The organism is Acinetobacter sp. ANC 3929 (assembly GCF_000369405.1).
Taxonomy (GTDB): domain Bacteria; phylum Pseudomonadota; class Gammaproteobacteria; order Pseudomonadales; family Moraxellaceae; genus Acinetobacter.
The window spans coordinates 272,089-285,996 of sequence record NZ_KB849999.1; the positions used below are offsets into that span (position 1 = coordinate 272,089).

The 13,908-nt window shown below is 38.2% G+C and carries 11 protein-coding genes, 1 tRNA gene and 2 pseudogenes; 8 read left to right on the forward strand and 6 right to left on the reverse strand.

What is annotated here, in order from left to right:
• Positions 1 to 281 precede the first annotated feature (281 nt).
• The 3 genes and pseudogenes from F909_RS11375 to F909_RS11365 all read left to right on the forward strand — a co-directional run.
• Positions 282 to 1,619, forward strand: coding sequence for a CitMHS family transporter (locus F909_RS11375; RefSeq protein WP_005150175.1), 1,338 nt, complete (start codon positions 282 to 284; stop codon positions 1,617 to 1,619).
• A gap of 141 nt (positions 1,620 to 1,760) precedes the next feature.
• The gene (locus F909_RS11370) at positions 1,761 to 2,870 is read left to right on the forward strand and encodes a porin (protein ID WP_005150177.1); all 1,110 of its coding nucleotides are present in this window, start codon (positions 1,761 to 1,763) and stop codon (positions 2,868 to 2,870) included.
• 213 nt (positions 2,871 to 3,083) lie between these two features.
• A pseudogene (locus tag F909_RS11365) lies at positions 3,084 to 3,527 on the forward strand (phosphatase PAP2 family protein); the annotation flags it as partial.
• Between the two features lie 41 nt (positions 3,528 to 3,568).
• On the opposite strand, the gene F909_RS11360 reads toward F909_RS11365, so the two are convergent.
• Positions 3,569 to 4,734, reverse strand: a protein-coding gene (locus F909_RS11360) for an IS3-like element ISAba21 family transposase (protein WP_085940850.1) whose coding sequence is annotated in 2 segments (ribosomal slippage) — positions 3,569 to 4,476 and positions 4,476 to 4,734 — 1,167 coding nt in all. Because the reading frame shifts where the segments join, the coding sequence is not laid out codon by codon here.
• Between the two features lie 49 nt (positions 4,735 to 4,783).
• On the opposite strand from F909_RS11360, the pseudogene F909_RS21520 reads away from it, so the two are divergent.
• Positions 4,784 to 4,921: pseudogene (locus F909_RS21520) on the forward strand (phosphatase PAP2 family protein); the annotation flags it as partial.
• A gap of 172 nt (positions 4,922 to 5,093) precedes the next feature.
• Positions 5,094 to 6,506 (forward strand): glutamine synthetase family protein, encoded by a 1,413-nt coding sequence (locus F909_RS11350; protein ID WP_005150189.1) that lies wholly within the window; start codon positions 5,094 to 5,096, stop codon positions 6,504 to 6,506.
• A gap of 38 nt (positions 6,507 to 6,544) precedes the next feature.
• Here F909_RS11350 and F909_RS11345 read toward each other — a convergent pair.
• The 4 genes from F909_RS11345 to F909_RS11330 all read right to left on the reverse strand — a co-directional run bounded on the left by F909_RS11345 (position 6,545) and on the right by F909_RS11330 (position 9,782).
• Positions 6,545 to 6,617 (reverse strand) — tRNA-Arg (locus tag F909_RS11345).
• A gap of 114 nt (positions 6,618 to 6,731) precedes the next feature.
• Entirely contained in the window at positions 6,732 to 7,385 is a 654-nt protein-coding gene (locus F909_RS11340; protein WP_005150197.1) for a hypothetical protein, read from the reverse strand.
• Complete coding sequence (locus F909_RS11335) at positions 7,382 to 8,221, reverse strand: PAAR domain-containing protein (protein WP_005150199.1); 840 nt, start codon at positions 8,219 to 8,221, stop codon at positions 7,382 to 7,384. Before F909_RS11335 ends, F909_RS11340 begins: the two co-directional genes overlap by 4 nt.
• A gap of 202 nt (positions 8,222 to 8,423) precedes the next feature.
• On the reverse strand, positions 8,424 to 9,782 hold the full coding sequence (locus F909_RS11330) for an amino acid permease (protein WP_005150200.1): 1,359 nt from the start codon (positions 9,780 to 9,782) through the stop codon (positions 8,424 to 8,426).
• 372 nt (positions 9,783 to 10,154) lie between these two features.
• Between F909_RS11330 and prpF the strand changes: the two genes are divergently transcribed.
• The 3 genes from prpF (at position 10,155) to F909_RS11315 (ending at position 12,994) form a co-directional block, all read left to right on the forward strand.
• On the forward strand, positions 10,155 to 11,342 hold the full coding sequence (prpF, locus tag F909_RS11325; RefSeq protein ID WP_005150201.1) for a 2-methylaconitate cis-trans isomerase PrpF: 1,188 nt from the start codon (positions 10,155 to 10,157) through the stop codon (positions 11,340 to 11,342).
• 168 nt (positions 11,343 to 11,510) lie between these two features.
• The gene (locus tag F909_RS11320) at positions 11,511 to 12,428 is read left to right on the forward strand and encodes a polyprenyl synthetase family protein (protein WP_005150202.1); all 918 of its coding nucleotides are present in this window, start codon (positions 11,511 to 11,513) and stop codon (positions 12,426 to 12,428) included.
• A 197-nt stretch (positions 12,429 to 12,625) separates the two neighbouring features.
• The gene (locus F909_RS11315; protein ID WP_005150203.1) at positions 12,626 to 12,994 is read left to right on the forward strand and encodes an MmcQ/YjbR family DNA-binding protein; all 369 of its coding nucleotides are present in this window, start codon (positions 12,626 to 12,628) and stop codon (positions 12,992 to 12,994) included.
• A gap of 48 nt (positions 12,995 to 13,042) precedes the next feature.
• Here F909_RS11315 and F909_RS11310 read toward each other — a convergent pair whose 3' ends face one another.
• Complete coding sequence (locus F909_RS11310) at positions 13,043 to 13,894, reverse strand: SPFH domain-containing protein (RefSeq protein WP_005150204.1); 852 nt, start codon at positions 13,892 to 13,894, stop codon at positions 13,043 to 13,045.
• Positions 13,895 to 13,908 lie beyond the last annotated feature (14 nt).

A 13,908-nucleotide genomic window follows, 5' to 3' on the forward strand; every position in this document is an offset into this window, starting at 1 on the left:
AAAAAATGCACCATAATATGACATTCTTTTCTTGAATATAGTTCATTAAAAAAGCTGATTTTGATTGAATGGTATATATATTAAAAATAAAATTAATTATAAATCATAATCTTATATTGAAAGTATATTTGCATACTTTTAAGGTATTTTTCATGTGAATGGGTGCTTTAGACATATAACTAAATTAAATGAATTGACCAAAGTTAAATCGCATAGAATCTGTGCTGGATTAGGGTAGGTCTACCCATTAAAAAAACTTATTATGCTAAGGATTGCTTTAAATGCTGACTTTTTTAGGTATCAGCATGATCATGTGCTTTATGTATTTGATCATGTCAAAACGTCTCAGTGCATTAGTTGCATTAATTTTAATCCCATTCATATTCGCTATTATCGCTTGGGGCTTAGGTTTTTATTTTGAGAGCTTAAGCCATATTCAATTGGCCGAACTTGGCAATACCATGTTAGAGGGGATTAAAAAGTTAGCACCAACAGGCGTAATGCTTCTTTTCGCTATTTTATATTTTGCATTAATGATTGATTCGGGGCTATTTGACCCCTCGGTAAGATGGATTTTAAAGAAAGTAAAAGGCGATCCATTAAAAATCACTTTAGGTACTGTTTTTCTAACATTATTGGTTTCTTTAGATGGTGATGGTTCAACCACGTATATGATTTGTGTGGCAGCAATGATGCCACTGTATAAACGTGTTGGTATGAATCCATTGATCATGACCTGCTTGATGCTGCTTTGTAGTGGGGTCATGAATTTGACACCGTGGGGTGGACCAACAGCACGTGCTGCAAGTGCACTTCAGGTCGATGCCAGTGAAGTCTTCATTCCAATGATCCCATCGATGATGATTGCGGCTGCTTGGTTATTCTTCTTGGCCTATCTGTATGGCATGTATGAACGCAAACGTTTAGGCGTGATTGAACTGGTCGATATTAGCCATGCGGATGACATCTCTATTTCAAAAGATCCTGAAGCACAACGTCCACATTTACGCTGGTTTAACGGTATCTTGACCTTAGTCTTAATGGCTTCTTTGGTAAAAGGGATTTTACCAATGTCGATCCTGTTCATGCTGGGTTTCTGTATTGCTTTAGTCGTGAACTATCCATGCGTCAACATGCAGAAAAAACGTATTGCCATGCATGCAGATAGCGTACTCGCAGTCGTCGGTGTGATCTTTGCTGCAGGTGTTTTTACCGGGATTCTATCTGGAACAGGCATGGTTGAAGCGATGTCTAAAGGTTTCGTGGCTGTGATCCCACCCAGCATGGGACCTTATTTGGCACCAATTACTGGTGTCTTAAGTATGCCTTTGACCTTCTTTATGTCTAATGATGCCTTTTATTTTGGTGTTTTACCGATTCTTGCGGAAGCTGCATCGCATTATGGAATTTCACCTGTTGAAATTGCACGTGCTTCGATTATTGGGCAGCCGATTCACTTGTTATCACCTTTAGTTCCTTCAACTTATTTGTTATGTGGTCTGGCTGCTGTAGAAATGGGTGATCATCAGAAATTCACGTTGAAATGGGCATTTATTACTTGCTGCGTGTTGATGGGCAGTGCCTTAATATTTGGTGTATTTCCATTTTATAATATGTAAATCAATTTGTTATAATGCTTTTATATTCATGAGAATATAAAAGCATACTTATTTACGCATTCCCACTTAATTTAAAATTTTGCTTGAAATACAGCGAAATAGAGACTTTTTTACACTTTTTTAGATGGTTAGGAAATAAAAATGAAGATGAAACTTGCGCTTGCGACAATCATAAGTATTGCAACCAGTTCTGCATTTGCAGCACCAAAATTATATGGAGAAATTGACGCAAGTTTAGATTATTTACCAGAAGTAAATGCCAATTCATCAGACCGTGATGTATGGAAAATAAATAGTAATAGTTCATTTGTTGGGATTAAAGGTGAAGAAAAATTAACCGAAAATTTGAGTGCGGTTTATTTAGCAGAATGGGCATTTTATGCAGATGGCGACAAAACGGATTGGTCGCAACGTAATCGTTTTGTCGGATTAAAAGATGATCGTTTTGGTACAGTCAAAATTGGTAAACATAATACACCGCTAAAAGATTTATCGAGTCCTGTTGATAGTTTTAATAACTATATTAGTAATAAAGCAGATATCACGGGCATTATGACGGGTGAAAACCGTGTGAATAATGCGGTGGTATATGATTCTCCTGAAATTGCGTTGAATGGCGGTAATTTGGAAGCAAGTGTCTTGCTTGCAACAGGGGAAAGCCGAGGGATTGAAGATGATAAACGCGGTGGAGTTAACACCGCAGGACGTGGCTTAGGTGATGCATGGTCTGCATCGCTCAGTTATAGTCATCCATTATTTTTAGTTGGTTTGGGCTACGATAAAGCGATTCCAAGTGACTTCTTGGGGCATGGATTATTGAATTCTACCGATACCGAAACGCAAGTGGATGAAGTGTTTGCTGCTGCGAATACCGTGCGTGTGATTGGTCGCTTGATGCCAATTGAAGGACTGGCATTAAAAACGTTATATCAGACCTCTAAGGTTGCTGATAAAAAAGGAAATGATGACGCTGCGATCAATATTGATGATTCGCAAGGCTGGCTCATTGGTGCTGAATACAAGTTACCGAATCAATCAAAATGGACGCTAAAAGCGCAATATAGCCAAAATAGCACCAGCTTTAAAAGCAATGAGTCCGATTTTGATGCCAAGCAACTTTTGTTAGGTGCAGACTACTCATTTACTAAGCAAGCAAAAGTTTATGGTTACGCAGGTTATTCAACTTTTGAGCAAGCAAGTGCCAAAGATAAACAACCGATTGCGGGTACAGGTTTAGAATTTAAGTTCTAAATTTCCGCCAATTAACATCAATAAATAGGATAAGTTTATTCTATTTATTGATGAGTTTAGTTGATGGATTTTGTTAACCAATTGAGCAATACTTGACTTAATTCCTTTTATAATATGTGAATAATAAAATATAAAAATTATTAATAATTTCTTCATTATTATCCTGTATATTGAGCGCATTGATCTTCATGGATAGTGTGGATAGAAAAGGAAATGATTTTTAAAGAATTAAATATCGCTTTGTTTAATAGTATAAATTCTTTTGCAAGGGAACAGGCAGTTTTAGACAAAGTCGCGATTTTTCTAGCTGAAGATCTCAATACTGTATTTATCAGTTTTCTTGTATTTTTGTTAGTGACACAATGGAAAATCTATAACCTGCTGTTCGCAAAAACATTGGTGATCGTCCTGTTTTCTTTACTGCTCAGCGACATCATTGAGTTTTTTTATCATCATCCACGCCCATTTCAGATTGATTTAGGTCATAAATTGATTGGCCACGGTTCAAGTTCATCCTTCCCAAGTCAACATACGCTAACCATTGTTATTATTGCATTTTCATATTTATTGGCAGGTTTCAAAAAGATTGGGATCATTGGGTTGATCTTGAGTGTGATTGTTGGTTTATCACGGGTTTTTGTTGGAGTACATTTCCCTGATATGTGCTGAATTAGCAGGAGACTTTCACTTGGGATATGCTAGGCAGCTAACCGATAAAAGTTCTCTGCTATTTGATTTGGCGTTTTAAAATCCAAACTCTTTTGAATTCTTCGCTGATTATAAAATAACACAATGTATTTTGTAATATCTGCTTTAGCTTCATCTCTGGTTTTATAGTTGCAATGATGCACTAATTCATTCTTGAGTATGCCCCAGAAACTTTCAATCGGTGCATTATCGTAACAGTCCCCACGTTTGCTCATTGAACCTTGAAAATCACATTTTTCCAGTATCTTTCGATATTCATGGCTGCAATATTGGCTGCCTCTGTCCGAATGAACAATTAAGCCTTTCGTTGGTTTTTGATTACGAATCGCCATAGTCAGTGCATTGCAAACAAGTTGTGCGGTCATACGCTCATTTAAGCTATAGCCAACCACTTGTTTCGTGTACAGGTCTTTTACTGCTGCCAAGTATAACCAACCTTCAGCAGTCCAAATGTATGTAATATCGCTTGACCATGCAAGATTGGGCTTAGTCATTGAAAACTGTTGCTCTAGTAAATTTGCGTAGATCGCTCGATTATGATCACTCTTCGTAGTTCTTTTGAAACGCTTATGACGCTTACAATACAGCTGGTTGAGCTTTTTTATTTGACGTACAGCATACGTACTGATTTTGATACCTTGCGCTTGTAAATGCTTAGTTAATCGAATATAGCCATAGCTTTGTTTAGTTTCCTCATGAGCTATTTTGACCAAAATTGTCTGTTGATTTCGCTGAACCAATCTTTTATTCATGCCTCGTTTTAGCCAATCATAAAATCGTGACACTGAAACGTGAAGTAATCTAGCCATAAAGCTAATCGGGAATAAATGTCTTTGCTGTTTCATATAGGCGTACCTTACTGACTTTCTTTCGCAAAGTACGCTGCTGCCTTTTTTAGAAATTCACGTTCCATTTCAGCTGTTTTGAGCTGTTGTTTGAGCTTTTTATTTTCTTCGAGTAAGGCATTTAGATCAGGTGAATATTGTTTAGTGCCTGCTAAGGTGCCAGTCTTTGCTTTATTATTCCAATTTGAAAGAGTTTGCATTGAAATGCCAAGTTGTCTGGCTGTTTCCGATACATTGCCTTGATTGGCTTCAATCAATTTTATTGCTTCAACTTTAAATTCTGCGGTGTAAGTCTTCTGTTTCTTGCTCATGGTAAACTCCTGATGAGTGTCTATAGTTTACCAAGTTAAAACCTCCTGTTTTCTCAGCACACATCACCCCTTTGATGTGATTGGTTCGTTTGTGATTGGTTTCCTACTAGTTGTTTCGATCAATTATGCATTGAAAGAATTGGCTGTAAGATTAAGACGATTAAAGTCTGTTAGGGTTCTCGACTAAGCATCAAGAATAAATTGATTTATTGTTTTAAAAACGGAGTCTAACTCCGTTTTTTATTGCTCTTTTTTATGAAAAATTTATCTAGTACCACAAGTAGTTTACGCACTGTTTACGTTACTTATATCGAGGCTTGTTCTAAGCTGAATCTATCGAATAACTAGAGTTTTCAGCTATGAGTGCTGTACTTGTTGAGATCAACCGTCCATTTACATTTAAAACGTATATTCATACCACAGCCTCGAAAAATGATGTTGATGGTCATACGCAAAAACAACGATTTATAGAAGAAGTTGAGGCCTATTTACAACAGTATCCAAATACTCAACATGTCGATGTGTACTTATGTGATTTGAATGGGCACTTGCGAGGCAAAAGAATTGATATCGGGTGTCTAAGAAATCTGACCAAAGGCTGTTATTTCCCTTTGTCAATTTACGCTATGAGCTTAGATGGGAAGGTGATTGAAGAGACTGGATTGGGAAAATATATCGGAGAGCCGGATCATTTGTGTGAACCTATTTTAGGGTCTCTACAACCTCATCCCACCGACCCTGAGCATAATGCACAGGTGCTTCTCAGTATGAAAGATGATCATGGAAAAGATTGTATATACGAACCTCGGAATGTGCTGAAAAAGATCCTGTATCAACTGCATGAAAAAAATTATTATCCTTGTATTGCAGCAGAAATAGAGTTTTATTTACATCCTTTAAGCACCGCCAGAGAAGTTGAAGAAACGGTAACGCAATGCTTTGACATTAATACTTCTGACCATTATCAAAATATTCTGAATGAGATTGAATCGGTTGCAAAATTACAGAACATTCAGATTACAGGCATCGTTTCTGAGTCGTCATCGGGGCAATATGAGATTAATCTGCAACATACAACTGATCTTTTGATTTTGTGTGACCAGATTATGTTGTTGAAGAGAACCATCAAACAGATTGCGAATAAGCATGGTCTACGTGCGAACTTCCTTGCTAAGCCTGATATGCATAAAGCGGGTAGTGGCATGCATTTTCATATGAGCATTTTAGATCAGAATCAGAAAAATATTTTTAGCTCATTAGAAGGCAATATAGCTGATGGATTATTAAAAGCAGTAAGTGGATTATTGTTATTGATGCCAGATTCGATGGCAATTTTAGCACCAAACCTAAACTCTTTCCGTCGCTTTAAGTTGGGTAATCATGTACCACTCGAAGCCAATTGGGGGCTGAATAATCGGAATGTTGCGATTCGTATTCCATGCTCAGATCAAGAAAATCAGCGTTTGGAATATCGCGTAGCAGGAGCAGACTGTAATCCTTATTTGGCGGTAACTACAATTTTGATAGGTGCTTTGCATGGTTTGACCCACCAGTTAACACTGCCTAAGCAAGCACATCAATTAAAACTGAAAAGTGAGCATGTGTTATTGCCAACTGAGCAAATTCAAGCACTGAGCTTATTGAAAGCTAATAAATATTTAACTGAATATCTAGGCGAAGCCTTTGTTGAGCTTTGGTGTACGGTGAAACAGGCAGAGTACCAAAGTGTATATAGCCAAATTACCGCCATCGAAAAGAACTGGGATATTTAATTTTCTTTTAGTTTAAATATAAAAGATCTAAGAGAGCATGCGCTCAGCGGGACTCGAACCCACGTCGGTCGCTTAGGAGGCAACTGCTCTATCCAGTTAAGCTATAAGCGCATAATTTTATGATTATAAACAAAAAAGTGATTGCAGAAGCAATCACTTTTTAATGAAACCGATCAGCTGTTAAAGAGAAAATACCAATTCTGAAGAGTTGGTATTTTTTACGCCTTATTTATTTAGGATCTCATCATCAAATGCGGTTTGTAAATTAGATTTAATTTTAGTATCCGATGTAGATTGGATGAGATTTAGCATTTTCTCTTTGTATTCAGGATGGCCTGCTTGATACATGTAGAAGTAATATGACCATTGTGAATATGGATAGTCTGGATTTTTTTTGGCTTCAGGATGGCTAAGCTCTTTTTTTAATAATCCTGCCGCAGTTTCATAACATGTAGGTAGATCTTCTTTTTTATTGAGTTGCTTTAAAAGGAAGCACTGAAATTCTTGCTTATCCGATGATGGATTCTTTTGTAATAGCTTTTCATTAAGATCAAAGGCATCTTGATTCATTTCCAACTGAGTATAAACATTCATTAAAATTAAATTGCGCTGCTTATCATCTGAGATAGTCTTAATTTGGGGTATAAGTGCTTTGATCTGATTATGAAACCCTGCTACATCACCCGTTGTAATAAGATCAGTTGCCTGATTGTACTCATTTACAATTTCTTGATCTTTGGCATTTAGTTTTTCATGTACTTCTAAATTGTCTTTTTTACTTGAGACAGTTGAAGGCTCAATACTATTTGCTGAGTTATTACATGCTAACAGGGCAAAAGAACAGAATATTAATATTGGAAATGTAAACTTTTTAATCATTTTACTCGCCTAGTTGCTGAATTTAGATCAAATTTAAAAGTAGTAGTTGGTGGCATGGGAATAATGAGGCCAACGTCAAATTTTGCTCTGTAGCCAGCCGTCAATTCAACTGTGATAGTTTGTAGGTTAGGTTCGGGTAATTCAATTGTGCATGATCCTACTGGCTGTTTATCTCTTGATGTATCCCAAAAACCTCCACCAACTTTTAATGTCGATTGATTAATTTTCTGTCCTTCGTGATAAAGATTAATAGTTCCAAAAGGAAAAATTGTTGCGTCATTTTTTAAACGTGGTGGAATCATAGAAACACTTATAAACAGTTTCTTTCCAGTTAAATCATAGTCTAAAACAAAATCTGCTGTACCTGAAAGTACTTGAGACATAACGCCCTTGGCGCTTTTTCGGTCTTCATCATAAGGCGTTACGAAAGTCTTAAATTTAATATATTCAGTTTTTTGACGTTCAATATAGTAATTTTCGTATTTTCCTTTGTCTTCATAAAAATTATTTGTTTGTGACTCTGTGATTAATGATCTAGTGTTTTTTGATGTGATAGATCTAACTGAAGCACCATTATCTTGAACAACGAGATTTTGCTTTGGCAATAGTTTACAACCACAAGATAAACTGTCCCCCACACGTGCGGCTAGTTTGCCAAAAATATTCATGTGAGGATCGCCAGTAATGATGGTCGCAAGAACTTTATGTTTAGGGCAGGTTGCTTGATCGCCAGTACAGGCTATTGGGACACCTTCAATCTGAAAAAGGCTGTTTCCAGTCAGTACTTTGCCCCCACCAGTAGTAGGGCAACCAATCGTTATATAAGATGTTGCCATAAATAATTTTACCCTCTTAATTTTTATAGGGGGATAATAGCAACCAATATACAGAACATACTGTTTAGTTTTTTTAACAGATATTTAAAGTTAAATTTTTTAATCTCCTGAAATGTTTTAGCCATCAAAACTAAAATTTTTGATTGCTAAAACAAAAAAGTGATTGCCAAAGCAATCACTTTTTTATCAAACCGATCAACTGTTAATGTTCAGTTTTGCGATTTAAAATTTTATAGAAAATAAACATGCCTACGATCCAAATCGGAATCATCAGTACAGATTCTTTAAAGCCTTGTTGCCACATGATATAGAGTACAACAGCAATGAATGCTAAGACTAAATAGTTGCTGAATGGAGACCATAATGCTGGATAAGAGGTTTTAATTTGAGCTTTTTTGATATGACTTCTATATTTCAAATGGGTCAAGCTGATCATGGCCCAGTTTAAAACCAGAGCCCCAACAACGACATACATCAAATGACCTAAGGCATCTTCAGGCACAAAGTAGTTGAGTAATACACAACCAAAAATCAGGAATGCTGAGAGGAGTACCGCTGGAACAGGGACACCTTGTTTATTGGTTTTGGTAAATACTTTCGGTGCATTACCTTGTTGCGCTAGACCGAACACCATACGGCTGTTGGCATACATACCACTGTTATAAACTGATAATGCTGCCGTCAGGATAATAAAGTTAAGTAGATGTGCTGCCCAAGCAATGCCCATTTGACTGAAAATCATCACGAATGGACTTTTATCTAAGCCACCTAGGTCCAGTTGGTTCCAAGGCACCAGCGACAATAGAATGGTCAGTGAGCCCACGTAGAAAACCAGAATACGAATAACGACTTGGTTAATCGCTTTAGGAATAGTTGTCTTTGGATCCTTGGCTTCTGCTGCGGCCATACCAATCAGTTCGATGCCACCAAAAGCAAACATCAAGAAAGCCAACATATAAAACAGGCCATCAAAGCCATGCGGAAAAAAGCCGCCATGTGACCAGAGGTTGCTAAATGAAGCGGTTGAGTTTGCATCCGCAGTGAAGAGCAGGAATAAACCAAACAAGATCATGGCAACCACGGCAGTGACCTTGATGATCGCTAACCAGAACTCTGACTCACCATAGAATTTAACATTGGTCAGGTTGACTGCTGTAATCACGACAAAGAAAAATAATACAGACTGCCAAGCGGGGATTTGAGGCCACCAGTAATTAATATATTTACCTACCGCCGTTAACTCAGTCATTGCTACGAGGATATAGAGCACCCAATAGTTCCAGCCTGTGATAAAGCCTGGAAATTTACCCCAATACTTATAAGCAAAATGACTAAATGAACCTGCAACAGGCTCTTCGACAATCATTTCACCTAAATGACGCATGATGAGAAAAACAATCAAGCCGCCAATTGCATACCCCAAAATAATAGATGGTCCAGCAGACTGAATAATTTGCGCAGAACCTAAAAATAAGCCCGTACCAATTGCTCCACCCATCGCGATGAGTTGGATATGGCGGTTTTTTAGTCCACGCTGAAGTTGAGAAGAATCGTTGTTCAAAGGACTGAGCTCGACGAGGAATTAACTGGATTATTCTAATAGATTGAAAGATTTTCGCCTAGTAAAAGTACAGCGATGCTATGACTGGAAAGTTGTTTTTAAAAGTTATTTAAAATCTTATATTTATATGAATATTAAAATGAAATATGCTGTAATTTTATACAGTTGGAAAATGTCCCTGCTTTTCCCGACGGATGGATCATTATTTCTACCATGATGAAAGCCTTGAAATCTACTCACTAAAATGCACAGATTCCAGGCATTACGACCAATCCCAAAACAATTGGTCGTATGGTATTTTTGATGGCAGTACAGTACCTTTAAATTCAAAATTTATCTGCATCAAGAACATGATAAAAGGAAGACATTGACATGAGCTCAGTACCGCAAATTAAAGTCCCAGCAACCTATATGCGTGGTGGCACAAGTAAAGGTGTATTTTTCAAACTGGATGATTTACCCGAAGCGGCACAAGTAGCAGGCAAAGCACGTGATCAACTTCTTCTGCGTGTGATTGGTAGTCCAGATCCTTATGGTAAGCAGATTGATGGAATGGGTGCTGCAACTTCAAGTACCAGTAAAACCGTGATTTTGGCAAAAAGTTCACAGCCAGAACACGATGTTGATTATCTATTTGGTCAAGTTTCGATTGATCAACCATTTGTCGACTGGAGTGGTAACTGTGGCAATCTAACTGCGGCAGTGGGTTCATTTGCGATTTCAAATGGTTTGGTGGATGCAGCGCATATTCCTGAAAATGGGATTTGTACAGTACGGATTTGGCAGAAAAATATTGCAAAAACGATTATTGCACATGTTCCTGTGACCAACGGTCAAGTTCAGGAAACAGGTGATTTTGAACTGGATGGCGTGACCTTTCCCGCTGCTGAAGTACAAATTGAATTTTTAGACCCTGCTGATGATGGCGAAGAAGGGGGCGATATGTTCCCGACAGGAAATGTTGTGGATCAGTTGGTTGTTCCTGAGGTGGGGACTTTTCAGGCAACATTTATCAATGCAGGTATTCCAACCATTTTCTTAAATGCTGAAGACATTGGTTATCAAGGGACAGAATTACAAGATCAGATTAATGGTGATGCGGCTGCTTTAGCGCGGTTTGAAAAAATCCGTGCTTATGGCGCAGTACACATGGGTTTGATTAAAGATATTTCAGAAGCTGCTGCACGTCAGCATACGCCTAAAATTGCTTTTGTATCACAGCCAAAGCGTTATAGCTCATCGAGTGGTAAAACAGTTGAAGCGACTGACGTGGATTTATTGGTGCGTGCGTTGTCGATGGGTAAATTGCATCATGCCATGATGGGAACTGCAGCGGTTGCGATTGGTACAGCAGCAGCCATTCCGGGGACCTTGGTAAATTTAGCCGCGGGTGGTGGTGAGCGTGAAGCGGTACGTTTCGGTCATCCTTCTGGAACCTTACGTGTTGGTGCTCAAGCAGAGTTGATTGATGGTAAATGGTCTGTAAAAAAAGCCATCATGAGCCGTAGTGCACGTGTATTGATGGAAGGTTGGGTTCGTGTACCGGGCGATGCCTTCTAATTTATTTTGTTTTTAATTTATGCCTAAAGCCTTCATTTGAAGGCTTTATTATTTTGAATCTATTAAAAATACAAACACAATTTCATGAGATAAATAATGTTATGATGTTGCCATTCTGACAAGTCTTGTCATTTTACTCTTCCATTCAGATTTCCTGAGGCAACAACTGTGTCATCTATTTCTCAAGTTAATGCGGATGTCCTAAAACAAGCTCAACAACGTATTCAACAGGATTTATTGACAGCATTGGCTGCATTTTCAATTCCAGAACCTTTAAAAGCTGCCGTTCACCATACGGTGATGTTGGGGGGGAAACGTGTTCGCCCAGCTTTGTGTTATGCAGCAGCTTCACTGCAAGCCAATCATAACTTTGCAGCGGCACGACGCGCGGCGGTTGCCGTTGAATTGATTCATTGCTATTCGTTGGCACATGATGATTTGCCTTGTATGGATAATGATTTACTGCGTCGTGGGCAACCGACTTGTCATGTGGCATTTGGTGAAGATACTGCTTTATTGGCTGGTGATATTTTACAGTCGATGGCCTTTGAAATTTTGGGCAGCCGTTTGTTTGATGAACAGGGCCAAGGTACGGAAGCAGCTATTGTCTTAAAACAAGTACAAATCTTAGCAACAGCAAGTTCAAGAATGGTTTGCGGTCAGGTATTGGATTTACAGGCTGAAGGGGAAGGAAAGCAAGTTGATCAAGCTGAATTGGAAAATATTCACCGCAATAAAACAGGTGCTTTGATTCAAGCGGCGATTATGATGGGTGCGGTGACCATTTTTAATGGAACTGATCAGGCAATTCCAAAATTACGCCAATTTGGACAAACGATTGGTTTAGCCTTCCAAGTGCAGGATGATATTTTGGATGTGACTGCGAGTACTGAAACTTTAGGCAAGACTGCTGGTAAAGATCAACAAGTTCAGAAATCGACTTATCCATCGTTGATGGGCTTAGCGCAAGCACAAGCTTATGCACAAACTTTACATGATCAAGCCTTTGAAGCCTTGGCGTATTTTGGTGATGATGCCAAAGAGCTGGTGGCAATCTCGCAATTTTTGTTGGCACGTAAAAGTTGATATTTCGTTAACTTTAATCAATTCTTATTAAGTGTTATAAAAGACCATCTTTGTATGGTCTTTATTTTTTTGGGGAGGTGTACACCTGAATATGAGCAATAGAATGGATTTAAGTGGTTTATAAATTATTGTTTTAAGATAAAAGCGAATCTAAGATAAATAAATGATCTATATAGATAACAATAGGGCAGCACTTTATGAATGATGATCAACTAGAACAATGTGCGCTTGAATACGGTCAACAACTGGCTTTTTCTATCCAGTCACAACCTTTTGGTCCAGACTGTGAGGTTTTTAAGGTCTTTGACAAGGTATTCATGTTGATTGGTGCTTATTCAGGTAAGCTGCTGGTGACGATTAAATGTAAGCCTGAGAAAAGTTTGGAATATCAGGAACTGTATTCTTCAATTTCGGCAGGTTACCATATGAATAAGAAACACTGGATTTCGATTGCAAGTGGCCCAGAGATTACCGCTGATTTGCTGCAAGACCTGATTAAAGATTCTTATGATTTGGTGGTGGGGAAATTGCCCGTTAAAGATCGAAAACTGATTCAGAATGCATAAAAAAATAAAGCAGCGATAACGCTGCTTTATTTTGATTTGAAAATGGGTTTAATGTTTGCCCATAATTCCACGAATAGCATTCAGTACATCGGCTGGAAGTACCACAGTTTTTGCATTGCTTGATTTAGAAAGATCCTGCATCGCTTTTACGTACTGCTCACCAAGTAAGTAAGCAACAGGAATTTCTTTATCGCCTACCGCAGTAGTGACCATTTCAATCGCACGTTGTGATGACTCAGCAAGTACAACCTGTGCTTCTGCATCACGACGAGAAGCTTCTAAACGACCATCCGCTTCTAAAATTGCAGCTTGTTTCTCACCATCCGCTTTAGTCACAGTCGCACGACGTTGACGTTCAGCAGCAGCTTGAGCCTCCATTGCTGCTTGCATGGTATGAGATGGTTGAATATCTTGGATTTCAACTGTTTTAAGCGTAATCCCCCAATCTGAAATATCATCAGAAATGGCAGCTTTCAATTTCGCTTTAATATGATCACGTGAAGATAATGCATCATCCAAGTCCATTTCACCCACAATTGAACGGAGTGAGGTTTGAACAAGGTTTTGAATTGCCCACGTATAGTTTTCAATCCCGTACACCGCTTTTTCTGGTGTTGTCAGGTTGATATAAGCTACGGCATTCATCACCAGTACGGCATTGTCTCGGGTAATTACTTCTTGTGAAGGAATATCTAAAACAATATCTTTGGTGGTAATTTTATAAGCAACCTCGTCTACATAAGGAATAACGAAATTGAGACCAGGATTCAACGTGGTATGATATTTACCTAAACGTTGAACAATCCATTTATAACCTTGGGGAACAATACGAACCCCTTTAAAAATGGTTATAGCAATAAAGGCTAAAAGCGCTAAAACAACAATAGTACCGACAGACATTGAAAACCCTCTTT

Excerpts from the sequence above, each read along its gene's own strand:
- F909_RS11310 (WP_005150204.1), bottom strand. The coding sequence starts at position 13,894 with ATGTCTGTCGGTACTATTGTTGTTTTAGCGCTTTTAGCCTTTATTGCT.
- F909_RS11375 (WP_005150175.1), top strand. The coding sequence starts at position 282 with ATGCTGACTTTTTTAGGTATCAGCATGATCATGTGCTTTATGTATTTG.
- F909_RS11370 (WP_005150177.1), top strand. The coding sequence starts at position 1,761 with ATGAAGATGAAACTTGCGCTTGCGACAATCATAAGTATTGCAACCAGT.
- F909_RS11340 (WP_005150197.1), bottom strand. The coding sequence starts at position 7,385 with ATGATTAAAAAGTTTACATTTCCAATATTAATATTCTGTTCTTTTGCC.
- F909_RS11315 (WP_005150203.1), top strand. The coding sequence starts at position 12,626 with ATGAATGATGATCAACTAGAACAATGTGCGCTTGAATACGGTCAACAA.
- F909_RS11335 (WP_005150199.1), bottom strand. The coding sequence starts at position 8,221 with ATGGCAACATCTTATATAACGATTGGTTGCCCTACTACTGGTGGGGGC.
- F909_RS11350 (WP_005150189.1), top strand. The coding sequence starts at position 5,094 with ATGAGTGCTGTACTTGTTGAGATCAACCGTCCATTTACATTTAAAACG.
- prpF (WP_005150201.1), top strand. The coding sequence starts at position 10,155 with ATGAGCTCAGTACCGCAAATTAAAGTCCCAGCAACCTATATGCGTGGT.